At 64.9% G+C, this 24671-nt stretch carries 23 protein-coding genes; 16 read left to right on the top strand and 7 right to left on the bottom strand.

The genetic code is table 11. The features are described 5' to 3' along the window. Positions 1-468: 468 nt before the first annotated feature. On the bottom strand, positions 469-1344 hold the full coding sequence (gene panC / locus ASE49_RS06495) for a pantoate--beta-alanine ligase (RefSeq protein ID WP_056769547.1): 876 nt from the start codon (positions 1342-1344) through the stop codon (positions 469-471). 142 nt (positions 1345-1486) lie between these two features. Here panC and ASE49_RS06490 point away from each other — a divergent pair, with 142 nt between their 5' ends. From ASE49_RS06490 to ASE49_RS06475, 4 genes are all read left to right on the top strand, one after another. Next, the gene (locus ASE49_RS06490; RefSeq protein WP_056769561.1) at positions 1487-2299 is read left to right on the top strand and encodes a division plane positioning ATPase MipZ; all 813 of its coding nucleotides are present in this window, start codon (positions 1487-1489) and stop codon (positions 2297-2299) included. Then, entirely contained in the window at positions 2299-2592 is a 294-nt protein-coding gene (locus ASE49_RS06485; RefSeq protein WP_056769546.1) for a J domain-containing protein, read from the top strand. Before ASE49_RS06490 ends, ASE49_RS06485 begins: the two co-directional genes overlap by 1 nt. Positions 2593-2973: 381 nt before the next feature. Then, a complete protein-coding gene (gene pgmG / locus ASE49_RS06480) occupies positions 2974-4386 on the top strand; it encodes a phosphoglucomutase/phosphomannomutase PgmG (RefSeq protein ID WP_056769544.1) in 1413 nt (470 codons plus the stop codon). A gap of 69 nt (positions 4387-4455) precedes the next feature. Continuing rightward, a complete protein-coding gene (locus ASE49_RS06475; RefSeq protein ID WP_056769543.1) occupies positions 4456-6915 on the top strand; it encodes a ligase-associated DNA damage response DEXH box helicase in 2460 nt (819 codons plus the stop codon). A gap of 106 nt (positions 6916-7021) precedes the next feature. Here the strand turns inward: ASE49_RS06475 and ASE49_RS06470 are convergent, their stop codons facing one another. The 4 genes from ASE49_RS06470 to ASE49_RS06455 form a co-directional block, all read right to left on the bottom strand. Beyond that, positions 7022-7465, bottom strand: a complete 444-nt coding sequence (locus ASE49_RS06470; RefSeq protein WP_056769541.1) for an ExbD/TolR family protein — start codon at positions 7463-7465, stop codon at positions 7022-7024. A 25-nt stretch (positions 7466-7490) separates the two neighbouring features. Beyond that, positions 7491-8024 carry an ExbD/TolR family protein gene (locus tag ASE49_RS06465; RefSeq protein ID WP_200921987.1) on the bottom strand — a complete coding sequence of 178 codons (534 nt, stop codon included), beginning with the start codon at positions 8022-8024 and terminating at the stop codon, positions 7491-7493. 138 nt (positions 8025-8162) lie between these two features. Continuing rightward, complete coding sequence (locus ASE49_RS06460) at positions 8163-8933, bottom strand: MotA/TolQ/ExbB proton channel family protein (RefSeq protein WP_056769538.1); 771 nt, start codon at positions 8931-8933, stop codon at positions 8163-8165. Positions 8934-8995: 62 nt separating this feature from the next. Then, positions 8996-9658 (bottom strand): TonB family protein, encoded by a 663-nt coding sequence (locus ASE49_RS06455; RefSeq protein ID WP_056769535.1) that lies wholly within the window; start codon positions 9656-9658, stop codon positions 8996-8998. A gap of 364 nt (positions 9659-10022) precedes the next feature. Here ASE49_RS06455 and ASE49_RS06450 point away from each other — a divergent pair, with 364 nt between their 5' ends. Beyond that, the gene (locus tag ASE49_RS06450) at positions 10023-10865 is read left to right on the top strand and encodes a hypothetical protein (RefSeq protein ID WP_056769533.1); all 843 of its coding nucleotides are present in this window, start codon (positions 10023-10025) and stop codon (positions 10863-10865) included. A 115-nt stretch (positions 10866-10980) separates the two neighbouring features. After that, positions 10981-12303 carry a homoserine dehydrogenase gene (locus tag ASE49_RS06445; RefSeq protein ID WP_056769530.1) on the top strand — a complete coding sequence of 441 codons (1323 nt, stop codon included), beginning with the start codon at positions 10981-10983 and terminating at the stop codon, positions 12301-12303. 39 nt (positions 12304-12342) lie between these two features. Here ASE49_RS06445 and ASE49_RS06440 read toward each other — a convergent pair whose 3' ends face one another. Further along, positions 12343-12828, bottom strand: a complete 486-nt coding sequence (locus ASE49_RS06440) for a hypothetical protein (protein ID WP_235522868.1) — start codon at positions 12826-12828, stop codon at positions 12343-12345. Between the two features lie 361 nt (positions 12829-13189). Between ASE49_RS06440 and ASE49_RS06435 the strand changes: the two genes are divergently transcribed. Next, a complete protein-coding gene (locus tag ASE49_RS06435; RefSeq protein ID WP_056769529.1) occupies positions 13190-14125 on the top strand; it encodes a ribose-phosphate pyrophosphokinase in 936 nt (311 codons plus the stop codon). 3 nt (positions 14126-14128) lie between these two features. Here the strand turns inward: ASE49_RS06435 and ASE49_RS06430 are convergent, their stop codons facing one another. Further along, positions 14129-15073: a helix-turn-helix domain-containing protein gene (locus ASE49_RS06430; RefSeq protein WP_056769558.1), complete on the bottom strand. Its 945-nt coding sequence runs from the start codon at positions 15071-15073 to the stop codon at positions 14129-14131. A gap of 164 nt (positions 15074-15237) precedes the next feature. Between ASE49_RS06430 and hisN the strand changes: the two genes are divergently transcribed. The 9 genes from hisN (at position 15238) to ASE49_RS06385 (ending at position 24627) form a co-directional block, all read left to right on the top strand. Then, positions 15238-16026 (top strand): histidinol-phosphatase, encoded by a 789-nt coding sequence (hisN, locus tag ASE49_RS06425; RefSeq protein WP_056769527.1) that lies wholly within the window; start codon positions 15238-15240, stop codon positions 16024-16026. 51 nt (positions 16027-16077) lie between these two features. Further along, positions 16078-16833, top strand: coding sequence for an SDR family NAD(P)-dependent oxidoreductase (locus ASE49_RS06420; protein ID WP_056769525.1), 756 nt, complete (start codon positions 16078-16080; stop codon positions 16831-16833). Positions 16834-16987: 154 nt separating this feature from the next. Then, positions 16988-17191: a 50S ribosomal protein L35 gene (rpmI, locus tag ASE49_RS06415; protein ID WP_056769556.1), complete on the top strand. Its 204-nt coding sequence runs from the start codon at positions 16988-16990 to the stop codon at positions 17189-17191. Between the two features lie 13 nt (positions 17192-17204). After that, a complete protein-coding gene (gene rplT, locus ASE49_RS06410; RefSeq protein WP_056769524.1) occupies positions 17205-17570 on the top strand; it encodes a 50S ribosomal protein L20 in 366 nt (121 codons plus the stop codon). Positions 17571-17756: 186 nt separating this feature from the next. Further along, positions 17757-18854 (top strand): phenylalanine--tRNA ligase subunit alpha, encoded by a 1098-nt coding sequence (gene pheS, locus ASE49_RS06405; protein ID WP_056769521.1) that lies wholly within the window; start codon positions 17757-17759, stop codon positions 18852-18854. 20 nt (positions 18855-18874) lie between these two features. Further along, positions 18875-21289 (top strand): phenylalanine--tRNA ligase subunit beta, encoded by a 2415-nt coding sequence (gene pheT, locus ASE49_RS06400; protein ID WP_056769519.1) that lies wholly within the window; start codon positions 18875-18877, stop codon positions 21287-21289. A gap of 101 nt (positions 21290-21390) precedes the next feature. Further along, on the top strand, positions 21391-22281 hold the full coding sequence (locus ASE49_RS06395) for an aldose 1-epimerase family protein (protein WP_056769518.1): 891 nt from the start codon (positions 21391-21393) through the stop codon (positions 22279-22281). Between the two features lie 12 nt (positions 22282-22293). After that, positions 22294-23049 carry an SDR family NAD(P)-dependent oxidoreductase gene (locus tag ASE49_RS06390; protein ID WP_056769516.1) on the top strand — a complete coding sequence of 252 codons (756 nt, stop codon included), beginning with the start codon at positions 22294-22296 and terminating at the stop codon, positions 23047-23049. Positions 23050-23103: 54 nt separating this feature from the next. Continuing rightward, positions 23104-24627, top strand: coding sequence for a peptide chain release factor 3 (locus tag ASE49_RS06385; RefSeq protein WP_056769514.1), 1524 nt, complete (start codon positions 23104-23106; stop codon positions 24625-24627). The last annotated feature ends 44 nt before the right edge of the window (positions 24628-24671 follow it).

The following is a 24671-nucleotide window of genomic DNA, read 5'->3' as shown; positions in this document are numbered from 1 at the left end:
CATTCCTTGTCCGTCAGTTCATACCGCCGTCGCGTCATACATCCTCCGTTTCCGAAGGGCGCCTGAATCACGACAATGCCGACAGCTCAACCCAATTTATGAGTTCGCGCCCTAGTGTGGCCGGCTGGGGTATGGATGAGTACGAAACCTGGTACTCCACCCAATGAGATATGTTTGATCGTAGACGGCTTCGAGGCCGTCAACTTCTCGACCTCCTTGACCGTAAGTGCCCGCAGCCGTGATGCTCCCATCGTCATGCCTCCATATGTATTCAACCGTGTATCCCGAGAAACAGAGCTTCGGTGACGTTTCCTGAATACATACGTATCATAAAAATCGTTATAAATCAAGTATTTGTGTAAAATATCCTCGCATCTATGATGGTTTATGATAATTCCTGATAAGTATATTTCGCAGGTTTACACCGAGAGGGTCGGGGGTTCGAGCCCCTCACCGCCCACCATGGCCTCAGGCAGCCTCTGGCGCCTGTGCCGGTTTCACCGCCATGTTATCGATCAGTCGCGTCGTTCCGATTCGCGCGGCGACCAGCAGCCGCATCGGCTTGGTGATAACCGCGTGCAGTTCGCCCAGGTCGTCTGCCTCGCGCAGCTCCGCATAGTCGAGTGAACCGAAGCCGCCTTCCAGTACATCGGATTTCAGCCGGGCCAGGCTGGACGGTACGTCTGCGCCGGCTTCGATCTGGGCGATGGCCCGGCGCATGGCTGTGGGCAAGGCGACAGCCTTAGCGCGCTGCTGGGGCGTAAGATACGCGTTGCGCGAAGACATCGCCAGGCCGTCAGCCTCGCGCACCGTGGGCACGCCGAGGATCGCGTTGGCGGCGGGCCGGGTCAGGTCAAGATCGCGGGCCATACGGCGAATCACCGACAGCTGCTGCCAGTCCTTCTCTCCGAACAGCGCCACGTCGGGCATGACCTGGTTGAACAGTTTGCACACCACCGTGGCCACGCCATCGAAGTGGCCTGGCCGCGCGGTCCCGCACAGCCCCTCGCTGACCCCCGTCACGGAGATGGTGGAGGCAAAGCCGGGCGGGTACATCGCCTGGGCGGTGGGCGCCCACAGCAGATCCACACCTTCAGCCTCCAGCAAGCGGCTGTCGCGCTCCATCTGGCGCGGATAAGCGTCCAGATCCTCATTCGCGCCGAACTGCAGCGGGTTGACGAAGATCGACACCACCACGCTGGCGGCATGCCGGCGCGCTTCGCGCACCAGTGTCAGGTGGCCGTCATGAAGCGCACCCATGGTAGGCACGAGCGCCACCGGGCCGGCAGCGCGCAGGCCTGCAACTGCATTGCGCAGTGGATCAAGGGCGTGGACGGTTTGCATTGACCTCATGTGCTCCAGTATGATGCGCCCAGACCGGACGGCGCACAGGTCTGTAACCGCTGCGCGCCCAAGGGGGCAATTTTTATAAAACGCGCGGATCGGCATGCTGCCGGTCGGCAAGCCAGGAAAGCGTAACGGTCCCGTGACAGCGCATCGCATCGTCTTCGCCAACGAGAAGGGCGGCACCGGCAAGTCCACCACGGCCGTGCATGTGGCCATCGCCCTTGCGTATCAGGGTGCGAACGTGGCCTGTATCGACCTCGACCCGCGCCAGCGCACCTTGTACCGCTATCTGGAAAACCGCATGGAAACCGAGCGCAAGCGTGAGATCTCGCTGCCTGGCGCGCGCTTTGCAGTCTATGACGGCGACGATGTGAACGAGCTGGACGACATGGCCGAGCAGATCGCGCAAGGCTACGATTTCCTGGTGTTCGACACCCCCGGCCGCGACGATGCCTTCGCTCGCCACGTCGCTACCACCGCCGACACGCTGGTCACGCCGCTGAACGACAGTTTCGTCGATTTCGACCTGCTGGGCCAGGTTGAGAGCGAGACGTTCAAAGTGAAGAAGCTGTCGTTCTACGCCGAGGTGATGTGGGAGGCGCGCAAGAAGCGCGGCCTCAAGACCATCGCCGAAGGGCGGCGCGATCTGGACTGGGTGGTGGTGCGCAACCGGGTGCAGCACGTGGAAGCGCGCAACATGCGCCGCATCGATGGGGCGTTGCAGGAACTCTCCAAGCGTGCGGGCTTCCGCATCGCTGCCGGCCTGTCCGAGCGCGTGATCTTTCGCGAACTGTTCCCCTCCGGCCTCACCCTGCTGGACAAGGGGCATCTGGGCGATCTGGGCACCAGCCACCTGGTGGCGCGCCAGGAATTGCGCGGACTGGTCGCCGGGCTCAAGCTCCCGATGCCGTCACGCGGGCAGACTGAACTTGCGCTTGCGGCGGCCACCTGATGCTCAAGCTGGTGTGGCTGATTGCGCTGGGTTGCATCGCGTGGCGGCTGTATTCCGGGCGGTGGCCCTGGCAGCCCAAGCTGGCCGGCGGTAAACCCACGCGGTCCTTCGAAGCCGCGCGCGCCCGTGCGCTGCTGGGCGTGGCAGCAGGCGCCAGCCGCCGCGACATCGTGGAGGCGCATCGCCGCCGCATCGCCGCCGTGCACCCCGATCGCGGCGGCAGCGCCGAACAGGTCCACGAAGCGAACGCTGCGCGCGACCTGCTCCTGGCGCAGGTGCCGGCGGAAATTTGAAGGCATGTCTGCTGCAGGACAAGATACCGGCGGGTCTCTATGCCCTTACGAAGCTCGCAGCCCTTTATGAGATGCTGATGGGTTCACAGTGATTGCAGCGGGCTAAGGCGGAGCAGTCATGGCGCCTCGAAGTCTGTCCTCCGGGTTTCCTTCCTGATTCGTACAGTGTGCGCTGTGGAATTGATTGCCGTTTGCACATGGTACGTCCGGGGCGCGACCGGCGAGAATAGCTGGGTATACCGATGTCGCGCGCGGTTTTGGCCCGGCGCGGCGGCCGAAGGTGTTCGGGGAGCCAAGCCGATGCCGTTCACCCAGTAGCTTGCGCTGCGTGCGAGCCTGCCCGAATATGGTCACGCCTCCTTTGAAAGCGCTGCTACGACCATGAACAAGGCCCACCAGTTCGACCCCACCATCCTGCGCGAATACGACATTCGCGGCGTGGTGGGAGAGACATTGGGAGCGCCGGACGCCCATGCCTTGGGCCTGTATTTCGCTGCGGTCTTGCGGAAAGCCGGCGGCGGAAGGGTAGTGGTGGGTCGCGACGGGCGGCTTAGTTCGCCGATGCTGGAAACGGCTTTGGTGGAAGGCTTGACGCTGGGCGGTGTGGACGTGGTGCGAATCGGTCTCGCCGCTACGCCGATGCTGTATTTCGCGGAAACCTCACTGCCACAGGTGGACGGCGGCATTCAGGTAACTGGCAGCCACAATCCCGGCAATCACAATGGCTTCAAGATAGTACTTGGAGGCCGACCGTTCTTTGGGCCGGACATCCAGCGCCTTGGCGCGACGGCCGCTGCGGGCGAGGGGACGGGTGCGCTGACGCCCGGCCTGGTCACCGAACGCGATGTGCTGTCCGACTATGTCGACAGGCTGCTGGAGGGTCTGGCGGGTACGCAGGTCAACGACATTGCCGCCCTGCGCATCGGCTGGGACGCCGGCAACGGCGCTGCCGGCCCTGCCCTGGAACTCCTCACGTCCCGCCTCACGGCGCGGTTTGGGGGCGAACATCATCTGCTCTACTCCGATGTGGACGGGCGGTTTCCCAACCACCATCCTGATCCAACTGTCCTGGCAAACCTTGCAGACCTGCAGGCGCTCGTCGCGGCCAAGAACCTCGATTTCGGAGTGGCTTTTGACGGTGATGCCGACCGTATCGGCGTAGTCGACGCGCGCGGGCGCATCGTCGATGCCGATCAGTTGCTGGCGATCTACGCCCGTGATGTTCTTGCGCGGCAACCCGGCGCCAGGGTTATTGCGGACGTGAAGGCCTCGCGGCTGGTGTTTGACACGGTGCGGGCGCTTGGCGGGCAGGTCGAGATGGCGCCCTCAGGGCATTCCCATATAAAGTCCAGAATGAAGGCAACCGGGGCACTGCTGGGCGGCGAGACCAGCGGCCACATCTTCCTGGCGGACGATTACTACGGTTTCGACGATGGCCTCTATGCCGCCGTGCGTCTGATGGCGGCAAGCCAGCGGCTGGCCGCGTCCGTCACCCAGCTGGGAGACCTGTTGCCGGCGATGCACAACACCCCGGAACTGCGCTTTCCCGTGCCGGATGCGCGCAAGTTCGCGGTAATCGACGACGTACGCAAACGGCTGTCAGCCGCAAACGTCTCGGTCGATGCCACGGACGGGGTGCGGGTTGATACGCCGAACGGCTGGTGGCTGCTGCGCGCCTCCAACACGCAGGCCGCCCTGACCGCGCGTGCGGAGAGCGACACGGCGGCAGGGTTGGACGCACTGCTGGCGCAGGTCGACAGCCAGCTTGCGCAATCCGGCATCACGCGCGGATAACGCGGGCAGGATGCGGCAACCAGCATCGCGGCGATGCTTTATCCCCTGTGTGCCGCTACGTTGCCCGCCATGACTGACCCGCGCAATATCCCCGCAGAGATAGGCGCATGGTTTGCGGCGCGCGGTTGGGAGGCGCGCCGTCATCAGCGTGATATGCTGGCCGCTGCCGACCGGGGAGAACACGCGCTGCTGGTGGCTGACACTGGTGCGGGCAAAACGCTGGCCGGGTTTATCCCTACGCTTGCCGATTTTTGTCCCTCACGGCTAGGCGGGTCCAAGCCCCCCGAGGGCCTGCACACGCTGTACGTTTCGCCGCTCAAGGCGCTGGCGACCGACGTGCAGCGCAACCTGATCGCGCCGATCGACGAAATGGGGCTCAACATCCGCGTGGAAACCCGCAGCGGCGATACTCCCTCAGACCGCAAGGCCCGCCAGCGCGCCCGGCCACCTCACGTGCTGCTCACCACGCCCGAATCGCTCTCGCTGCTGCTCAGCTACCCGGAGGCTCCGGAACTGTTTGCCGGTCTGCGCCGGGTGGTGATCGACGAAGTGCACGCCTTCGCCACCGGCAAGCGCGGCGATCTGCTGGCGCTGGCGCTCTCCCGGTTGCAGGCCATCGCGCCGGCCATGCGCCGGGCTGCGCTGTCCGCCACGCTGGCGGACCCCGATGAGTATCGCGGCTGGCTGGCGCCGTGGGGCGAGATCGATACGGTGGCACTGGTTGTAGGCGATCCCGGCGCCGAGCCCGACGTCGAAATTCTGCTGCCTGACGAGGCGCGCATTCCCTGGAGCGGCCATGCAGCCACTTGGGCGATTCCCCAGATCATCGCGCAGATCCGCGCGCACCGCACCACGCTGGTCTTCACCAACACGCGCTTTCTGGCCGAGTATATCTTTCAGGAACTGTGGGACGCCAACGAGGGCAACCTGCCGATCGGCATCCACCACGGATCGCTCAGCCGGGAGGCACGCCGCAAGGTGGAGGCGGCGATGGCGGATGGCAAGCTGCGCGCGCTGGTGTGCACCGCCAGTCTCGACCTTGGCATCGACTGGGGCGACATCGACCTGGTGATCCAGATGGGCGCGCCCAAAGGATCGTCGCGCCTTCTGCAACGGATCGGGCGCGCCAATCACCGGCTCGACTGCCCCAGCCAGGCCGTGCTGGTGCCAGGCAATCGCTTCGAATTTCTGGAAGCCTTTGCGGCGCAACAGGCGGTGCGCGAAGGGCAGCGCGATGGTGATCCGTTCCGCCCCGGCGGGCTCGATGTGCTGGCCCAGCATGTGATGGCGGTGGCCTGCGCCGGCCCGTTTCGCGAGGACGCGTTGCTGGACGAGGTACGCTCCTCGCTCAGTTATGCGTGGATCGATGCGACGATCTTTGCGCGCGTGCTGGAATTCGTGGCGACGGGTGGCTACGCGCTGCGGGCCTACGATCGGTTCCGCCGGATCGTGCGTGAAGCCGACGGCACTTGGCGCCTGGCGCACCCGGAACAGGCTGCCCGGCACCGCCTGAATGCAGGCATCATCGTCGATTCCGAGATGCTGGACGTGCGGTTTCGCAACGGCCGTGCGCTCGGCAAGGTGGAAGAGGGTTTCGGAGCCAGCCTGGAGCCGGGTGACACCTTCCGGTTTGCCGGGATGGACCTTGAGGTTGAGGCGCTGAAGGATTTGGAACTGATCGTGCGCGCGGCCAAGCGATCCGCCACGATCCCCAGCTACATGGGCCAGCGCATGCCGATATCGACGCACTTGGCGGACCGGGTGCGGGCGATGCTGGCGGATCGTCCGGGCTGGGCCCGGTTTCCCGATGACGTGCGCGAATGGCTGGAGGTGCAGGACTGGCGCTCGCATATGCCCGCGCCCGGACGGCTGCTGGTGGAAAGCTTCCCGCACCGGGGGCTGGCCTATACCAGCTACTATACGTTCGAGGGGTGGAACGCGAACCAGTCGCTGGGCATGCTGATCACCCGCCGGATGAATGATCGCGGGTTGGGGCCGTTGGGCTTTGTCGCCACCGATTACACGCTGATCGTATGGGGACTGCAGCCGGTCGAGGATCCGTCCGCCTTGCTGTCTCCCGACATCCTGACGCACGAGTTCGTGGACTGGGTGCAGCAATCGTACCTGCTGCGCCGCGCCTTTCGCGAGGTGGCGGTGATTTCCGGGCTGGTCGAACGCCAGCACCCCGGCAAGCGCAAGACCGGGCGGCAGGTCACGTTCTCGACCGATCTCATCTATGACGTGCTGCGCAAGTATGAGCCCGAGCACTTGCTGATCCAGGCCGCCTGGGCGGACGCGCGTGCGCGCCTGACCGACGTGGGGCGCGTGGCCGACGTGCTTGACCGGGCGGCCCGGGAGATCGACCACGTGCGGCTGGACCGCATCAGCCCGCTTTCGGTGCCGGGCCTGTCGATGATCGGGCGTGAAAACCTGCCGTCCGGAGCGGCCGATGACGATCTGCTGTTCGAGGCGGAAAGCCTGGCGTCGGTTGCGATGCGGGTGGATGTGCCGACGGACGAGGGTGACTGAGGCGGCTGGCGACGATGTTGCGCGTGCCTTTTGGAGAACGCCAAACAAAAAGGGGCGGATCGCTCCGCCCCTTTGGGTAGCCTTGAAGGGCTGGATGCGAAAGTTCTTAGCCGCCGGCCTTGCCGAAGGTTGCGAACTGTTCGTTGCCCACAAACCCGAACTTGGTGACCTTCGAAGCCTTGATGACTTCGAGGACCTGCGCCGAAAGCTCGTAGCTGGCATCCGCGTCGGGCTGGAACTGAAGTTCCGGCTCGGGCGACATGCGCGTGGTTGCCTGGAGCGACTGCACCAGCGTGTTTTGGTCAAGCTGCGTGCCGTTCCAAAGGATCTTGTTGTCCTTGGTCAGCACGATCTTGTTCTTGACCGGATCGATCAGCGGCTGCTGCTGGTTCGGCGGACTGGCCACCGGCAGGTCGATGTCGATCGAGTGGGTCGCGACCGGGATGGACATGATGAACATGATGAGGAGGCAGAGCATGACGTCGATCAACGGCGTCGTGTTCATCTCCATCATCGGCGAGCCATCTTCCTTGCCGCCTGACATTGCCATGGAAAGTTACTCCTGTTCCTGAACGTCAGCCGTTCGGATCGACCGGGTTGGTGATGAAGCCAACCGTCGGATAACCCGAAATCTGCACATTGTAGATGGCGCCGGCAACGCAGCGCCAAGGCGCGTTCACGTCGCCACGGATGTGGACCTGCGGAATGAGGTCCGGGTTAGCCATCAGGGCCTGCGGGCCACCTTCACGCTTCACGATCGAATCGAGACGCTTGAAAGCCTGGTCGCGCAGTTCGGTGGATGTCACCGGGGTGACGTTGTTGAAGTAGATGCGGCATTCACCGTTACGCGAAGCCCCCTGGAAGCCCGGCTCACCGGCGCTGCGGCCGTTCGTGTCGGTCGTCGAGACGGTCAGGAGGAGGTTCTCCACCTTGTCCTTCGATTCGGTGGCTACAATGACGGGGATGCGCAGCTTTTCGATCGTCTGAATCGCAACCGGAACCGCGATCAGGAAGATGATGAGCAGCACCAACATAACGTCGACGAGCGGCGTTGTGTTGATGTCGGACATCGGTGTCTCTGCACCGCCTCCGCCCGTGGATATCGCCATAGTCTTATCCTAATCCTTGCGTTGCCTTGGGGCTGGTGACGGATCGCGCATGCAAGCGTTCCGTCACCCCTGAAATCCCTTTCGGGTTCCACCCCGACGGGACGGACCGGATCACCGGCCCGTTAAATCCCGTGCTCCTTATGGCTTGGTCGGAGCGGCAGCGGGCTTGGCGGCAGCCGGAGCAACCTTGGCCGGACCGGCGGCGATGGCCGGCTTGACGGCACCCTTCGAGTTGATGTTCGCGAGGATGTCGTTCGAGAAGCCGGTCAGCAGTTCGGCGATGCGCTTGTTGCGTGCCTGCAGGTAGTTGTAGGCAAGCACGGCGGGAACCGCGACGAGCAGACCGAGCGCGGTCATGATCAGTGCTTCACCAACCGGACCTGCGACCTTGTCGATCGAAGCCGAACCGGCCAGACCGATCGCGATCAGAGCGCGGTAAATACCAACCACGGTACCGAACAGACCGATAAACGGCGAGGTTGCACCCACGGTCGCCAGGAACGGCAGACCCGAGGACAGGCGCGCGTTGATCGACGATTCCGAACGCTGCAGCGAACCGTGCAGCCAGTCATGGGCTTCAAGCGAATCAGTCATCTTCGAGTGCTGGTCTTCAGCCGAGATGCCGTCTTCGACGAGCTGGCGCCAGGCGCTGTTCTTGTCGAGCTTGGCCGAACCTTCGCGCAGGGTCGGGGCGCGCCAGAACGTGGTGCGAACCGCATTGTACTGGCGCAGGATCTTCGACTGTTCGAACCACTTGGTGAAGAGGATGTAGAACGAGCCGAAGGACATGATGCCCAGGATAATGACGGTGGCATAGGCGATGAAACCGCCCTGCTTCAGGGCTTCGGCAAAGCCGAACTTGTTCTGCGGCGCAGCGCCGGCAGCGGCAAGGATATCAACGATAAGCATGCGATGTACCTCTCAAGAAGAATGCAGGATGTGGCCGGGGTCAACGACCGGCCGCCTTGGAGTTAGTTGAGCTTGTAGACGATCGCCGTCGAATAGGACGAAGAGATCGCGTTGCCCGCAGCATCAAGCGCCGGGTCGAAGCGCGCGTAGCGCTGCATACCGTCGCAAGCCGCCGAATCGAGGTCGGGGCTGCCGCTGGACGACGACACCGAGCACGAAGTTACGCGACCATCCGGACCGATCTGGACGCTCACGCCAACACGGCCTTCACGCTCTTCGCGTGCTGCCTTGGTGGGATAGTTCGCCTGGATGCGACCAGCCCAGCCAGCCTGACCCTTGGGACGCACGCCACGGGCCTTTGAAGGACCAGGCGGCGGCGGCGGGGGTGCCGGAGGGGTAACGGCCAGAACCACAGGCGCCGGGGGCGCCGGAGGAGCGACATTGACGGTCTGCACCGGCGGCGGAGCCGGATTGATGCTGATCGGCGGAGGCGGCGCCACGATGGGCGGCGGTGGTGTATCTTCCTTGGGAGGTGGCGGCGGTGGCTCTTCCTCCTTGGGTTTCTCTTCCTTGATGTCCACGGTGGTCACTTTGTCCATGACCTTCTTCGCCGCCTCATAGGCCAAGCCGGTGACGAGCGCATAGCCGACGAAGACGTGGATCAAGGCGACAATGACAAGAGCAGTAACCTTGCTACTGCTCATTTGCTGGTCAGCGTAAGCCATTCAGACGCATCACTCCATAATCAAGCCCCGAACAGCGGCCCACAAAGGCATGTCCAAAGGCGCCCATGGCTTCCCCGATTCGAGGAATCCACGACGAAACTCCAATAACCCACCCTGACGTGTGACAGTTCACTTCATCCCAGAGCCAAGCCGAGCAGAGAAAGCGAACCGCGGGGCATTTTTATTTTTTAGCCCCATATGTCTGACTTCTTAACGGTGAAGCCGCACCCACGCAACGCCTTATCGCCGCAGCGGGGGTTAACGCATGATTCATGCCTGTTAAGGCGCGATTGATCCAGTCCAATTTTGAATCTGTTCATAGCCGAGGCTATACTTCCGCAGGTTTCCGAGGAGTTTTGCGTTCATGGCACGGTTTTCGCCGCATTTTGGTGCCCCATTTGCACTGGCTGTCCTCACCTTTTTGTCAGGTCCTCTCAATGCGCAGAGCGCGGTCGGTCCAAAAGAGGTCACATATGCGGACGTCGCTGGCCTGGCCGATTCGGCGGGGCTGGTCGTGCTGGCGCAGATCGTCAAGACAACGCGCGTGGAGGATCAACGCAGCCGCGCGCTGACGCCGGGGCACGGGCGCTTTTATGTAGAGGCCAACACCAAGGCGCTGCTTGTGGGCAAGGCGCCGCTGGGCGAATCCATCCGCTATCTCGTCGACCTGCCGCTGGATGCGAAAGGCCGCGCGCCCAAGCTGAAGAAGCAGGATGTCCTGCTGTTCGCCCGTTCGGTGCCCGGGCGGCCGGGTGAATTGCAACTGGTCACCCCTACCGCGCAGCAGATCTGGACCCCCGCAGGCGAGGCGCGGGTGCGGGGCATCCTGCAGCAGATGATCGCTCCCGGCGCCCCGGCCCGGATCACCGGCGTGCGTGAAGTTCTGTTCGTGCCGGGCAATCTGGCCGGGCAGGGGGAGACGCAGATCTTCCTTAATACGCAGGACAATTCCGCCGCATCGATCACGGTGAAGCACGAGCCCGGCCAGCCCACGGTATGGGGTGTGTCGTTTTCCGAACTGGTGGCCGATGTCGGCCATCCCCCTCAGCGCGACACGGTGGAATGGTATCGCCTGGCGTGCTTCCTGCCGCGCACGCTGCCGCCGCAGGCCAACGTATCGGGCAGCGAGGGCGAGCGACAGCAGGCGCGCAACGACTATCAAGGCGTGTTGGCGCAGCTGGGCCCATGCACCCGGACGCTGAACTGACGCCCAACACGCCCGGCACCAGGACCCTTAACGCCAAACTCCTGATAGTCTTGCGACGAATGGCTGGAAATTGCGGCGGGCGTGGCTTAGGGCCCGCTCGCGTAAAGGAGCATGCATGGCCGAACCGCTGAATATTGCGCTTGCCGGACTGGGAACCGTGGGCGGGGGCGTCGTTCGCCTCATCGAAACCAACGCGGAACTGATTACCCGGCGCGCGCGCCGCCCGATCCGCATTGCGGCGGTCAGTGCGCGGGATCGTAGCAAGGATCGCGGCGTCGACCTGTCGCGCTACGACTGGGAAGACGATGCAGCGGCGCTGGCAGCGCGGGCGGACGTGGACGTGGTGGTCGAAATGGTCGGCGGGTCTGACGGGCCGGCGCTGGCGCTGGCGCGCAACGCCATTGCCGGCGGCAAGAGCCTGGTCACCGCCAACAAGGCGATGATCGCCCATCACGGGCTGGAACTCGCGGCGGCGGCAGAGGCGGCGCACGTGGCGCTCAAGTTCGAGGCGGCGGTGGCGGGCGGCATTCCGGTGATCAAGGGCCTGAGCGAAGGCGCGGCGGCCAACGCGATCGACCGGGTCTATGGCATCCTCAACGGCACCTGCAATTATATCCTCTCGACGATGGAAGACACAGGGGCCGACTTCGCCGACGTTTTGGGCGAAGCGCAGCGGCTGGGCTATGCCGAGGCCGATCCCACGTTCGATATCGAGGGCACCGATGCGGCGCACAAGCTGTCGATCCTGGCGGCGATCGCGTTCGGATCGCGCTTGCGCTTCGATGCGGTGGAAACGATGGGCATCAGCCGGCTGAAGGCGGCGGATATCGATCAGGCGCGTGCGCTTGGCTATGTCATCCGCCTGCTGGGCATGGCCGAAGTCGACCGGTCGGCCGGTAACGGCGCGGGCGGCGCGGCGCGGCTGTTCCAGCGGGTGCGCCCGCATCTGGTGCCGATCAATCATCCCTTGGCCCACGTGGACGGGGCGACCAACGCGGTGGTCGCCGAAGGCAATTTCATGGGACGGCTGCTGTTCCAGGGCGCCGGCGCCGGCGATGGGCCGACCGCGAGCGCGGTCGTGGCCGACATCATCGACATTGCGCGCGGCGAAACGGGCGCGGCGTTTTCAATGCCGACGGGTGAACTGGAAGCGATGGAGCCGGCAGAATCCGGCCATCGCACCGGCAGCGCATACATCCGCTTCACGGTGCCTGATCGCCCCGGTGTGCTGGCCGACATTACCGCCGCGATGCGCGACGCGGGCGTGTCCATCGAAAGCCTGATCCAGAAAGGCGATCCCGATCAGGACGGCGAAGTGATCCTCGCGCTGGTCACCCATCCGGGGCCCGAACGCGCGGTGACCGAAGCCTTGCGGATCCTGGAGGGTTCGCAGAGCCTTACCGCGCAGCCGTTGGTGATGCAGATCATCGGCGCCTGAGGCGTCAAAGTACGCAGGGCTTGGTCCTACGCCGCCAGCTCAGCGCGTGCGCAGCTCGCCCTTGGCGATCTTGTCCGCGTCCGAGCCAGCAGGGGCGATGGGGATCGAGGCAAGATCGATCATGTAGACCGGCGCTGGTGGGCACGGGGGTATGAAGCACTTCCCGCTCATCGTCGCCTTGCCCTTGAAGATGCCATTGCCCGCAACGTCCGGAGTGTGCAGCCGTCCGTCGCGCGTCCCGGCGCTGCCGGTGGGATCGTCATCCGCCGTAGATGGGATGCGGAACTGGTCGGGCGCCGGCGCGCAGACAGTGATTTCGCCTTCCTTCATGGTGCGCAGGCACTGGCTGCGCGACCGGTCCGGGGTCACGCGGCCACCGGCGCCGAGCATCTTTTCGGCAATAGCGCTGTCATCGGTTGCAGAAGTGCCGGCGGTCTGCGCGGTGGCGGGCGCTTCTTGCGCCAACGCCGGAGAGCAGGCCGACCATGCAGCGGCGGCGATCAGGAAATTCCAGGCTTTGAACAAATCGCAATTCCCTTTGACCGGATGGGGCACGCCCGGCGGCATGCCAGTCCGCACCACCAACGCCCGCAACGCTTGTCTGCCACACCCGTTCCGGTGATCAGCAGGTTCCGGCGTGCATAACATCGATCATGGCCCAGCGGCCATGATGCGCAAAGCATTTTGACGATGGCACGCCCGTCCTTTGCGATGCGGGCTTGATCGATACGCAGGCGCGGGCGTCCCCCAGTAACCGGGCCCGGTAACCGGGCTTGCCATTCCCGCAGGCGGAAAATCGGGGGTGCCGCTCTTGCAATCGCCCCGCCCATGGCTAAAGGCCGGGCGCCATCGACCGTCCGCATTGTGACCGTCACGGGGGATTGCCATGAAGATCATGTCCGGCAACAGCAACCTGCCGCTTGCGCGCGCCATTGCCGCCTATCTGGAACTGCCGCTGACGGACGCCAGCGTGCGCCGGTTCGCGGATGAGGAGATCTTCGTCGAGATCCACGAGAACGTGCGCGGCGAGGACGTGTTCATCGTCCAGCCCACCAGCTACCCGGTGAACGACAACCTGATGGAACTGCTGATCGGCGTGGACGCACTGCGCCGGGCCTCGGCTAAGCGCATCACTGCGGTCATCCCGTATTTCGGCTATGCCCGGCAGGATCGCAAGCCTGGGCCGCGCACGCCGATTTCCGCCAAGCTGGTGGCCAACCTGATTACCGAGGCCGGTGCGGACCGCGTGCTGTGCGTCGATCTGCACGCCGGCCAGATCCAGGGCTTTTTCGACATTCCCACCGATAACCTGTTTGCAGCGCCGGTCATGGCCGCTGACATTCAGGCGCGCTATGGCGACCAGTCGCTGATGGTTGTCTCGCCGGACGTGGGCGGTGTGGTGCGTGCGCGCTCGCTGGCAAAGCGGCTGGACAATGCGCCGCTGGCGATCGTCGACAAACGGCGCGATCGCCCAGGTCAGTCGGAAGTCATGAACATCATCGGCGAGGTCAAGGGCCGGGCCTGCATCCTGATCGACGACATCATTGATTCGGGCGGTACGTTGTGCAACGCCGCGCAGGCGCTGATGGACGAGGGCGCGGCCAGTGTGACCGCATACATTACCCACGGTGTGCTTTCGGGCGCGGCGGTCAGCCGGGTCACCAATTCCGCGCTCAAGGAACTGGTGATCACTGATTCGATCCTGGCAACGGACGCGGCGCGCGATTCGGGCAAGATCCGCATCCTGACCATCGCTCCGCTGATCGGCGAGGCGATCCGCCGCATTGCCGATGAAAGCTCCGTCTCCAGCCTGTTCGACTGAACCTTACTCCCAGGGCCGGCTTTCGCCCGGCGCGATCCGGTTGAGTGCTTCGAGCCGGCGCGCTTGGCGCGATTCCAGCGCCAGTGTCATGATCGGCTGCGGGCGCTCGACGAACTGGCGCGGCGACATGCCGAACAGCTCGGTGAACTCGTGGATGAGGTGGCTCTCGTCATAGTAGCGCAAGGCGATGTCGTTCGCCTCGCTCGCATCGGCCACGCCACGCAAGTGACTGGCCATGTCCAGCGCGCGGGCGCGGCGCAGCACCTGCTTGGGCGCCATACCGAAATCCCGCTTGACCACACGCTCCAGCTTGCGGCGATCCACGCCGCATTCCTCCGCCGCGCGGCCGATCGCCATGCCTGGATCGCGCATGCTGATTTCCTCGAAGCGGGCGGCGATGGGATCGGGTACCCGGCCGCCGGCATGCTCCACGCGCTGCCGCATCATCTGCTCCAGCGTGGCGAGCCAGTGTTCCGGCGTGGCTTCAGGGTCAAAGCGCCAAAGGATCTGTTCGGAGGGTCGCCCCATCTGATCGGTAGGCACCATGCGGTCCAGCAGCTCCGCGATCCGAACACCGTACAGCACGGTGCATGCACCGGGTCGCAGTGCCATGCCCAGACTGATGAAGCTGCCCGTCACGCTGACGGGCATGCGCCGGGTTTGCGGCCCGAAGAACAAGGCTTCACGGTCGAACGCTTCGGGCCCGGTCGCGGTCTGCGCGGTCCAGGCGCCGGCAAGCTGGATGCGCACGCACGCCGTGTCGTTGAACAGGCCGCAATCGAGCGTATAGTCCGCCGGCAGATCCACTTTCGTGACATACAGCCGCGCAACCCACGGCGCCAGATCGTCGACCGGCGCGCGGTTGTATGACAGCGGTTGCCCCTCTTTGGTAATGCCCTGTTCCGGCGCGATCCTGGGATCGATCGCCGGTTGTCGTCTGCGCTGCATGATGTCTCGCTGCGAATGCCCCATATCGGGATAAATGCGCAGACACGCACCGGCAATGCGGTAAAATTCCCTGTGGCCCGCCGGCGCCTTACATTTTCTTACAGGTGGGCGGCGCCGCACCTTGATCCTTGACCCCGGCGGGACTTGGCGGGCAAGCAGCGGGCATGAAAATCGAACAGGACATCGCTTTGGCGCTGCGGCTTGCCGATGCGGCGGGCGACGCGATTCGCCCCCATTTCCGCACCGGCCTTGCTGCCGACCGCAAGCAAGACGCCTCCCCGGTAACGATCGCCGATCGCGCTGCGGAAGAAGCCATGCGCCGCATCCTGAAAGCGGAAGCTCCGCGCGATGCGATCATTGGCGAGGAGTTCGGGTCAGAGGAGGGGTCTACCGGGCGGACCTGGGTGCTCGATCCCATCGACGGCACTGTCTCGTTCATCGGGGGGCGACCGATCTTCGGCACGCTGATCGCGCTGCTGGTGAACGGCTGGCCGGTGCTGGGCATTATCGACCAGCCGATCCTGCGTGAGCGCTGGGTGGGCGCCAGCGGCCATCCCACCACCTTCAACGGAGCAGAAGTGCGCACCCGACCCTGCCGCGAATTGTCCGACGCGATGCTGGCCACCACCGGGCCGCAGTATTTCGACGACCATCAGGGCGATCATTTCATGACGCTGGCGGCGCGGACCGACCACAAGCGGCTGATGATGGGCGGAGACTGCTACAACTACGGCCTGCTCGCCAGCGGGCATCTCGACCTGATCTGCGAGGCTGGCCTCAAGTTGCATGACTGGGCCGCGCTGGTCCCCATCGTGGAGGGTGCGGGCGGCACCATGTGCGATTGGAACGGTGAGCCGCTCCATGCCGACTCGGGTGGTGAGGTACTTGCGCTTGGCGATCCGGCCCGGCTGGAGGATGTGATCGCGGCGATGGCCTGCCATCATCACGACTGAGCTATCAGTGCGCGTCGGGGCACTTCGCGCGGTCTGGCGGGTTGCACCGGCATGACGGACAAGACGGCAATCATCACGGGCGGCGGCGCAGGCATCGGGCGCGGTCTGGTCCTGCACTTTGCGGGGCTGGGCTGGCGCGTTGCGGCACTTGACCTGAACCAGCAGGCGCTGGACGAACTGGGTGCGCTGCTGCCTGCGGATCGCTTTCTGGCGATCGCCTGCGATGTGGGCAACGAGCCTGCCGTGCGCAACGCCTTTAGCAAGATCGGCAAATGGACCGACAGCGCGCACCTGCTGGTGAATAACGCCGGGATCGCCGATCCGGTATGTGGCCCCTTGGAAGACCTGACGGCGCAGCGCTGGCATGCCTACATTGACGCCAGCCTGACCGCGACGTTCCTGTGCACGCGTGAGGCCCTGCCCCTGCTGCGCGCCGCCGCGCCGGCCAGCGTGGTCAACATGTCGTCCACCCGCGCCCAACAGTCCGAACCGGATACGTTTGCCTATGCCGCGGCCAAGGGCGGCGTCAGCGCGCTGACGCATGCGATGGCGGTCAGCCTGGGGCCCGATATCCGGGTCAACGCGGTGCTGCCTGGCTGGATCGAGACCGGGCCCTGGCAGGCGGCGGACGCCCGCGCATCGGCCCGCCACTCGCGCCGGGACAAGGCGCAGCATCCGGTCGGTCGGGTCGGCACAGTGGAGGATATCGCACAGGCGGTGGAGTGGCTGGCCGGGGCCGGGTTCGTGACGGGCCAGGAGATCGTCGTCGATGGCGGGATGACCAAACGGATGATCTACGCGCAATGATCGCGCGCTGGCAGCTTGCGTTTATGCGCATCTGCCCCTAAAGGCCCGCCCTTCAATCGACACGGTTGGATCCCGCCAGACGGGATTCGCGGGTCGGCCTGGCGAAAAGGGCTGCCAAGGCCGGCGGGACGTGTCCCTGACCAAGGAGACGAAAATGCCCAAGCTGAAGACCAAGAGCGGCGTGAAGAAGCGCTTCCGGCTCACCGCCACTGGCAAGGTGAAGCACGGCGTTGCCGGCAAGCGCCACCGCCTGATGAGCCACAACGGTAAGTATATCCGCCAGAATCGCCGCACCGACGTCATTTCTGACGCCGACGCAAAGACGATCAAGAAGTGGGCGCCCTACGGGCTCAACTGAGGAATACTGACCAATGAGCCGTATCAAGAGGGGTGTCACCACCCGCGCCAAGCACAAGCGGATTCTGGAACAGGCCAAGGGCTTCCGGGGCCGCCGCAAGAACACCATCCGCGTCGCGCGCCAGGCCGTCGAAAAGGCCGGCCAGTATGCGTACCGCGATCGCAAGATCAAGAAGCGCACCTTCCGTGCTCTGTGGATCCAGCGCATCAACGCTGCCGTTCGCGCCGAAGGCCTGACCTACTCTCAGTTCATCCACGGCGTGAAGCTTGCCGGGATCGAACTGGACCGCAAGACGATGGCCGACCTTGCCATGAACGAAGGCGGCGTGTTTAGCACCGTCATCGCGCAGGCGAAGGCTGCTCTGCCGGCGGCGGCGTAAGCCACCGGCACGAAGCGTCCCACGCTTCATTGCGCGATTGAAAGGGCGTGGATGGCAATTGCCGTCCGCGCCCTTTTCGCATGCGGCCTTGGCCGCGAAGGGCACAACCGCTCCGTTGCGATCCGCAGCCCCGTTCCGTAAAGAGCGCGGCACCATCGTATTTCCTTCAAGCAGGCAGACGTACCAGTGGACCATGCAGTAACCGGCCAGGAGGCGCTGTCGCGCATCGCGCTCGCCGACGATCTCGATACGGTAGAGGCCCTGCGCGTCGAATTTCTGGGCAAGCAAGGCTCGATCTCGGGCCTGCTCAAGACGCTGGGCAAGCTCGATCCCGAAGCGCGCAAGCTTGAAGGCCCCCGCATCCACGCCTTGCGCGAAAGCGTGAGCGAGGCGCTGGCCGCCCGCAAGACGGCGCTGGAAACTGCCGCGCTCGATGCGCGACTCGCCGCCGAGACGATCGACCTGTCATTGCCGGCGCCAGCTACTGCGCGCGGCGTGGTGCATCCCATCTCGCAGGTGATGGACGAACTGGCCGAAGTGTTCGCCGACCTGGGTTTCGCCGTCGCCACCGGGCCGGAAATCGAGGACGACTGGCACAACTTCACCGCGCTCAACATGCCCGAGAGCCACCCCGCGCGCGCGATGCACGACACTTTCTATTTCCCGGACCATAATGATGACGGGCGCGAAATGCTGCTGCGCACGCACACCTCGCCAGTGCAGATCCGCACGATGCTGAAGGATGGCGCGCCGCTGCGGGTGATCGCGCCGGGCCGGGTCTACCGTTCGGACAGCGATGCCACCCACACCCCCATGTTCCATCAGATCGAAGGTCTGGTGATCGACAAGGGCATCCACCTTGGCCACCTGAAATGGACGCTTGAGACGTTCCTGAAGGCCTTCTTCGAGCGCGACGATATCGTCCTGCGCCTGCGCCCCAGCTACTTCCCGTTCACCGAGCCTTCGGTGGAAGTGGACGTGGGCTATGCCAACGAAGGGGGCCGCCGCGTTGTCGGCGGGTCGGGCGATGCGCCGGGCCACGCCTGGATGGAAGTGCTGGGTTCAGGCATGGTCAATCGCCGGGTGATCGAAGCCGGCGGTCTCGATCCCGACGAATGGCAGGGCTTTGCGTTCGGCACCGGGGTGGACCGGCTCGCCATGCTTAAATACGGGATGGACGACTTGCGCGCCTTCTTCGACGGCGATGTGCGCTGGCTGTCCCACTACGGTTTCTCCGCGCTCGACGTGCCGACCCTGTCGGGCGGCGTCGGCACGCCTGCCTGAGCGCGCAAAGGATACAGACGATGAAATTCTCGCTCTCCTGGCTCAAGCAGTATCTGGATACCGACGCGACGATCGATGATGTCGCCGCGACCCTCAACCGTATCGGTCTTGAGGTGGAAGGCATCGAGGACCCGGCGGCGAAGCTGGATGGTTTCCGCGTCGCCCGCGTGCTTACTGCAGCGCGCCACCCTGATGCGGACAAGCTGCAGGTACTTACCGTCGATACCGGCGAAGGCGCGCCGTTGCAGGTGGTATGCGGCGCGCCCAATGCGCGCGCCGGCCTTGTCGGCGTGCTGGGCATGCCGGGTGCGACCGTTCCTGCCAACGGCATGGTCCTCAAGAAGTCGGCGATCCGCGGCGTCGAATCTAACGGCATGATGTGTTCCACGCGTGAGCTGGAATTGGGCGACGATCACGACGGGATCATCGAACTGCCGCTGGACGCGCCCATCGGCACGCCGTTCGCGGACTATCGCGGGTCCGATCCGGTGGTCGACGTGGCCATCACGCCCAACCGCCCGGACTGCATGGGCCTGTATGGCATCGCGCGCGATCTGGCAGCGGCGGGGCTGGGCAACCTGAAACCGGTCGACCCACCGCAGAACGCCGGCAGCTTTGCCTGCCCGGTCGACATCCGCATCGAGGATGCCGACGGGTGCCCGGCATTCTATGGCCGCGTGATCCGGGGCGTGAAGAACGGCCCGTCGCCGCAGTGGCTGCAGGATGCACTCAAGTCCGCCGGGCAGCGCCCGATCTCGGCGTTGGTGGATGCGACCAATTTCATCATGCTCGCTTACGGGCGGCCGGCCCATGCCTATGACCTTGCGCGGCTGAACGGCGCTGTGGTGGCGCGCCGGGCAGCGAACGGCGAAAGCGTGGTGGCGCTGAACGAGAAGACCTACACCCTTGACTCGGAAATGACCGTGATCGCCGACGAGGCCGGGGTTCATGACATTGCCGGGATCATGGGCGGCGCGCATTCCGGCTGCGATGAGGGGACCACAGATGTCCTGCTGGAAATCGCCTACTTCGACCCGGTCCGCATCGCCCGGACCGGGCGCAAGCTGAACCTGACATCCGATGCCCGCGGCCGGTTCGAGCGCGGCATCGATCCCAGCTTTCTCGATGCCGGGCTGGCGCTGCTGACCGCGCTGATCCTCGATCTGTGCGGCGGCGAGGCATCGCAGATCGTGCGCGCGGGCGCCGCGCCCAGCACGCCGCGAACCGTGTCGTTCAACCCGGCGCTGGTGGAAAAGCTGGGCGGCGTTGTCGTCACGCCGGCAGAGCAGCAGCGCATCTTGGAAAGCCTGGGGTTCACGATCGTGGCGATCGAAGAAAACGGGCAGCGGACGTGGGCCGTCACGGTTCCGGGCTGGCGTCCTGATGTGGATGGCGCGCCCGACCTTGTCGAGGAAGTGGTGCGGATCCACGGGCTGGACAACGTGCAAAGCGTGCCGCTGCCGCGTGCCGACGGGGTCGCCAGACCCACCGCGACGGCAGCACAAATGCTGGAGCGCCGCGTTCGCCGCGCTGCGGCTGCGCGCGGCTTGCAGGAAGCGGTGACCTGGTCGTTCCTGCCGCACGCCGCCGCGCAGGCGTTCGCGCCGGACGGAGAGGCCTTGTGGGTGCTGGCCAACCCGATCAGCGAAGACATGAAGGCGATGCGCCCGTCTCTGCTGCCAGGCCTGCTGATGGCGGCAAAGCGCAACCTCGATCGCGGGGCAGCGTCGCTGCGGTTGTTCGAAGTTGGCCGGCGCTACTTGCGCGGTGCGGGCGGGGCGAGCGACGAGCGGCTGGCACTGGGCTTCGTGCTGGCCGGTGAGAAGACGCAGCGCAACTGGGCCAGCGGCAAGGCCACCGCCTTCGATGCGTTCGATGCCAAGGCCGATGTCCTGGCGCTGTTGGCGCAAGCCGGCGCGCCGGTCGACAAGTTGCAGGTCATGGGCGAGGCGGGACCGCAGTTCCACCCCGGCCAGTCCGCCACGCTGCGGCTTGGCCCCAAGACTATTTTGGCCCGCTTCGGCATGCTGCATCCGGCGCTGGCGAAGCAGTTCGATGTTGCCGGCCCCTTAGCAATGGCGGAAATCCATCTCGACGCGATTCCCGGTCGGAAGGGCGCCGCGGCGTTTGCGCGCGCGTCCTACGCGCCGCCGCCGCTGCAGGCGGTGACGCGCGACTATGCGTTCCTGGTGCCGGCCGCGCTGCCGGCTGCGGACCTCGTGCGCGTGGTGCAGGGCGCGGACAAGGCCAACATAGTGGCCGCCCGTCTGTTCGACGATTTCCGTGGGCAGGGCGTGCCCGAAGGGCATAAGTCGCTGGCGCTCGAAGTCACGCTGCAGCCGCTGGAGCAAAGCTACAAGGACGATGATCTCAAGGCGATCACCGCCAGGGTCACGGCAGCGGCAGCCAAGCTGGGCGCGGTGCTGCGCGGATAAGGTGGACGGGCTTTTTTTCCGGCACTCGCTCAGGACCTCGCGCGCGTGCCGGGCGTTAAGCGCACGATCGCGGGCGGGCTGCCTGCAAGGGACTATGACCGATGACAGACGCGCAGTTGGTAACGATCGCTTCGGATGAGCTGACGGCCCAGATCAACCTGCTGGGGGCCGAAGTGTGGTCACTCACGGATGCGCGTGGCCAGCAATACATGACTGACGCCGATCCCGCGTTCTGGACCGGTCACGCGCCGGTCCTGTTTCCCATCGTCGGCATGCTGAATGAGGGCCGTTACCGGCTGGGTGATGCCGAATATGCGCTGCCCAAGCATGGCTTTGCGCGCCATTCGCATTTCGAGGTCGTCGAAGCCGGCGCGGATCATGTCCTGTTCCGGCTGAAAGATAGCGAAGCGACGCGCGCGGTCTATCCGTTCGCCTTCGTGCTGGATATCAAGTTTCGGCTCGATGGGTTTGCTCTGCATGTCGCGGCGAAGATCAGCAATCCGGGCGCGCAGCCATTGCCGTTCAGCTTCGGCTTTCATCCCGCCTTCGCTTGGCCGCTGCCAGGCGGCACTGCGAAAGCGGATCACGTGGTGTCCTTCCAAGACGCGGAGCCGCAGCCGATCCGCCGCATCGACGCCAAAACCGGGCTGCTGCTGCCCGAAACTTTCCCGACGCCTGTTGACGGCCATCTGCTCCATCCCGATGCTGCGCTGTTCGAAGCCGATGCGCTGATCTGGGACACGCTTTCCAGCCGCGAGGTGACATTTGGCGCACCCGGCGGCGCGCAGGTCACTGTGGCGTTTCCCGACGCGCCGATGCTGGGTATCTGGCAAAAGCCGGGCGCCGCTTATCTGTGTATCGAGCCGTGGCAGGGCATCGCTGATCCGGTGGGCTTCGCAGACGATTTCCATGACAAGCCCGGTGTCCTCACCCTGCCACCCGGCGCGGCGCACGATTTCCGCATGGACGTGACTGTGCTTGCCGCAGACTGAAGGAGTTTCCCCATGAAGACCGTCCTCATCACCGGCGCGACGTCCGGCATCGGCGAAGGCTGCGCCCGTGCGTTCGCGGCCGCAGGCTGGCGCGTGGTCGGCACCGGCCGACGCGCCGAACGCCTGCGGGCGCTGGCCGATGAACTGGGGCCACAGCGCTTCCATCCCGCCGTGTTCGACGTGACCGACGAGGCGGCCCGCGATGCCGCGCTCGCCGCGCTGCCGGGCGACTTTGCTGATATCGATTGCCTGGTGAACAATGCCGGCCTGGCGCTCGGCGCAGCCCCGGCGCAAAAGGCCGATCTTGCCAGCTGGAAGACGATGATTGACACCAATGTGGTCGCGCTGGTGTCCCTGACGCACAAGGTGCTGCCGGGCCTGATCGCGCGAAGGGGTGCGGTTGTGATGCTTTCATCGGTTGCCGCGACGTATCCTTATGCCGGCGGCAACGTCTATGGCGGCACCAAGGCGTTTGTCCGCCAGTTCGCGCTTGGCCTGCGCTCCGACCTTGCAGGCACCGGCGTGCGCGTCACCTCGATCGAGCCGGGCATGGTGGAAACCGAGTTCACGGTGGTGCGCAACGGCGGCGATCAGGCCGCGTCGGACAGCTTCTATGCCGGCGTCAATCCGTTGACGGGCGATGACATTGCCCAGACGGTCTTGTGGGTGGCATCACTGCCCGCGCACATGAACATCAACACGCTTGAACTGATGCCGGTAAACCAGTCCTTCGCCGGATTCCAGGTTGCGCGTGAGGGCCAGCGATAGGCGGGTCGGCGGGGCGGGCTTCACATCTTGGTGCGACGCCCCTAAAGCGCGGCGATGACTAACGCCCGCCGCACTTTCGCGATCATTTCCCATCCTGACGCCGGCAAGACCACGCTGACCGAAAAGCTGCTGCTGCAAGGCGGGGCGATCCATCTGGCCGGGCAGGTGAAAGCGCGAGGGCAGGCGCGGCGCGCGCGCTCCGACTGGATGAAGATCGAGCAGCAGCGCGGCATTTCCGTAACCAGCTCGGTGATGACGTTCGAGCGCGATGGCATCACCTTCAACCTGCTGGATACGCCGGGCCACGAAGACTTTTCGGAGGATACCTACCGCACGCTGACCGCGGTCGATTCGGCGATCATGGTCATCGACGCGGCCAAGGGTATCGAGCCGCAGACGCGCAAGCTGTTCGAGGTGTGCCGCCTGCGCTCGGTGCCGATTATCACGTTCATCAACAAGGTGGACCGCGAAGGCCGGGCCTGCTTCGACTTGCTGGACGAAGTGGCGGACATGCTGGCGCTCGATGTGTGCCCGATGTCCTGGCCGGTCGGCATGGGCGGCGTGTTTGAAGGCATCCTCGACATTGCCAGCGGCAAGGTGGCCCGTCCCGAAGGCCCCAGCAAGGAGTTCCTGGGCAAGGTGGACGACGACGTGGCGTTGCCCGCCCCGGTGGCCGAGGAGCTGGAGCTGGCGATGGTCGGCTATCCCGAGTTTGACGTGGAGGCCTATCGCGCCGGCGATCTGACGCCCGTCTATTTCGGTTCCGCGCTCAAGAACTTCGGCATTGCCGAACTGATCGACGCCATTTCGCGCCACGCGCCGCCGCCCCGGCCCCAGCCGTCCGACCAGGGCACGATCGAGCCGGACAACAAGGAAGTGACCGGCTTCATCTTCAAGGTGCAGGCCAACATGGATCCGATGCACCGTGACCGCATCGCGTTCATGCGGCTGGTTTCGGGCACGTTCAAGCGCGGCATGAAGCTGACCCCGTCGGGGCTGGGCAAGCCGATCGCCGTTCACTCGCCGATCCTGTTCTTCGCGCAGGATCGCGAAATCGCGGACAGCGCGGAGCCCGGCGATATCATCGGCATTCCCAACCACGGCACCTTGCGGGTGGGCGATACGCTGTCAGAACGCAACGACGTGCGCTTTACCGGCCTGCCCAACTTCGCTCCCGAAATCCTGCGCCGCGTCCAGCTGAAGGACCCGACCAAGACCAAGCAGCTGCGCAAGGCGCTGGATGACTTGTCCGAGGAAGGGGTGATCCAGGTGTTCTATCCCGAAATCGGCTCGCAGTGGATCGTCGGTGTGGTGGGTCAGTTGCAGCTGGACGTGCTGATCTCGCGGCTGGAAGCGGAATACAAGGTGGAGGCCGCGCTGGAAGGCGCGCCGTTTGATACCGCCCGCTGGCTCAAGGGCGATGACAAGGCGCTGCGCGAGTTCGCCGACTTCAACAAGATGAACCTGGCCAAGGATCGCGACGGCGACCCGGTGTTCATGGCGCGATCGGCGTGGGATGTTACCTATCAGCAGGAACGCCACCCCGAACTGGCCTTCAGCGCCATCAAGGAACGCTAAGCATTCAGCACTGAGGGTGCTGCAAGGAACCTGGCCGGGCCGTG

The sequence above is a fragment of the Novosphingobium sp. Leaf2 genome, from assembly GCF_001421325.1.
GTDB lineage: Bacteria > Pseudomonadota > Alphaproteobacteria > Sphingomonadales > Sphingomonadaceae > Novosphingobium.
This window is presented reverse-complemented; position numbering and strand designations above follow the sequence as displayed.

Coding starts and splice junctions, on each gene's coding strand:
- ASE49_RS06465 (WP_200921987.1), bottom strand. CDS start 8,024: ATGGCGATATCCACGGGCGGAGGCGGTGCAGAGACACCGATGTCCGAC.
- ASE49_RS06455 (WP_056769535.1), bottom strand. CDS start 9,658: ATGGCTTACGCTGACCAGCAAATGAGCAGTAGCAAGGTTACTGCTCTT.
- rplT (WP_056769524.1), top strand. CDS start 17,205: ATGAGCCGTATCAAGAGGGGTGTCACCACCCGCGCCAAGCACAAGCGG.
- ASE49_RS06445 (WP_056769530.1), top strand. CDS start 10,981: ATGGCCGAACCGCTGAATATTGCGCTTGCCGGACTGGGAACCGTGGGC.
- hisN (WP_056769527.1), top strand. CDS start 15,238: ATGAAAATCGAACAGGACATCGCTTTGGCGCTGCGGCTTGCCGATGCG.
- ASE49_RS06435 (WP_056769529.1), top strand. CDS start 13,190: ATGAAGATCATGTCCGGCAACAGCAACCTGCCGCTTGCGCGCGCCATT.
- ASE49_RS06430 (WP_056769558.1), bottom strand. CDS start 15,073: ATGCAGCGCAGACGACAACCGGCGATCGATCCCAGGATCGCGCCGGAA.
- ASE49_RS06475 (WP_056769543.1), top strand. CDS start 4,456: ATGACTGACCCGCGCAATATCCCCGCAGAGATAGGCGCATGGTTTGCG.
- ASE49_RS06460 (WP_056769538.1), bottom strand. CDS start 8,933: ATGCTTATCGTTGATATCCTTGCCGCTGCCGGCGCTGCGCCGCAGAAC.
- ASE49_RS06395 (WP_056769518.1), top strand. CDS start 21,391: ATGACAGACGCGCAGTTGGTAACGATCGCTTCGGATGAGCTGACGGCC.
- ASE49_RS06470 (WP_056769541.1), bottom strand. CDS start 7,465: ATGGCAATGTCAGGCGGCAAGGAAGATGGCTCGCCGATGATGGAGATG.
- pheT (WP_056769519.1), top strand. CDS start 18,875: ATGAAATTCTCGCTCTCCTGGCTCAAGCAGTATCTGGATACCGACGCG.
- rpmI (WP_056769556.1), top strand. CDS start 16,988: ATGCCCAAGCTGAAGACCAAGAGCGGCGTGAAGAAGCGCTTCCGGCTC.
- ASE49_RS06420 (WP_056769525.1), top strand. CDS start 16,078: ATGACGGACAAGACGGCAATCATCACGGGCGGCGGCGCAGGCATCGGG.
- ASE49_RS06385 (WP_056769514.1), top strand. CDS start 23,104: ATGACTAACGCCCGCCGCACTTTCGCGATCATTTCCCATCCTGACGCC.
- ASE49_RS06390 (WP_056769516.1), top strand. CDS start 22,294: ATGAAGACCGTCCTCATCACCGGCGCGACGTCCGGCATCGGCGAAGGC.
- ASE49_RS06485 (WP_056769546.1), top strand. CDS start 2,299: ATGCTCAAGCTGGTGTGGCTGATTGCGCTGGGTTGCATCGCGTGGCGG.
- panC (WP_056769547.1), bottom strand. CDS start 1,344: ATGCAAACCGTCCACGCCCTTGATCCACTGCGCAATGCAGTTGCAGGC.
- ASE49_RS06450 (WP_056769533.1), top strand. CDS start 10,023: ATGGCACGGTTTTCGCCGCATTTTGGTGCCCCATTTGCACTGGCTGTC.
- pgmG (WP_056769544.1), top strand. CDS start 2,974: ATGAACAAGGCCCACCAGTTCGACCCCACCATCCTGCGCGAATACGAC.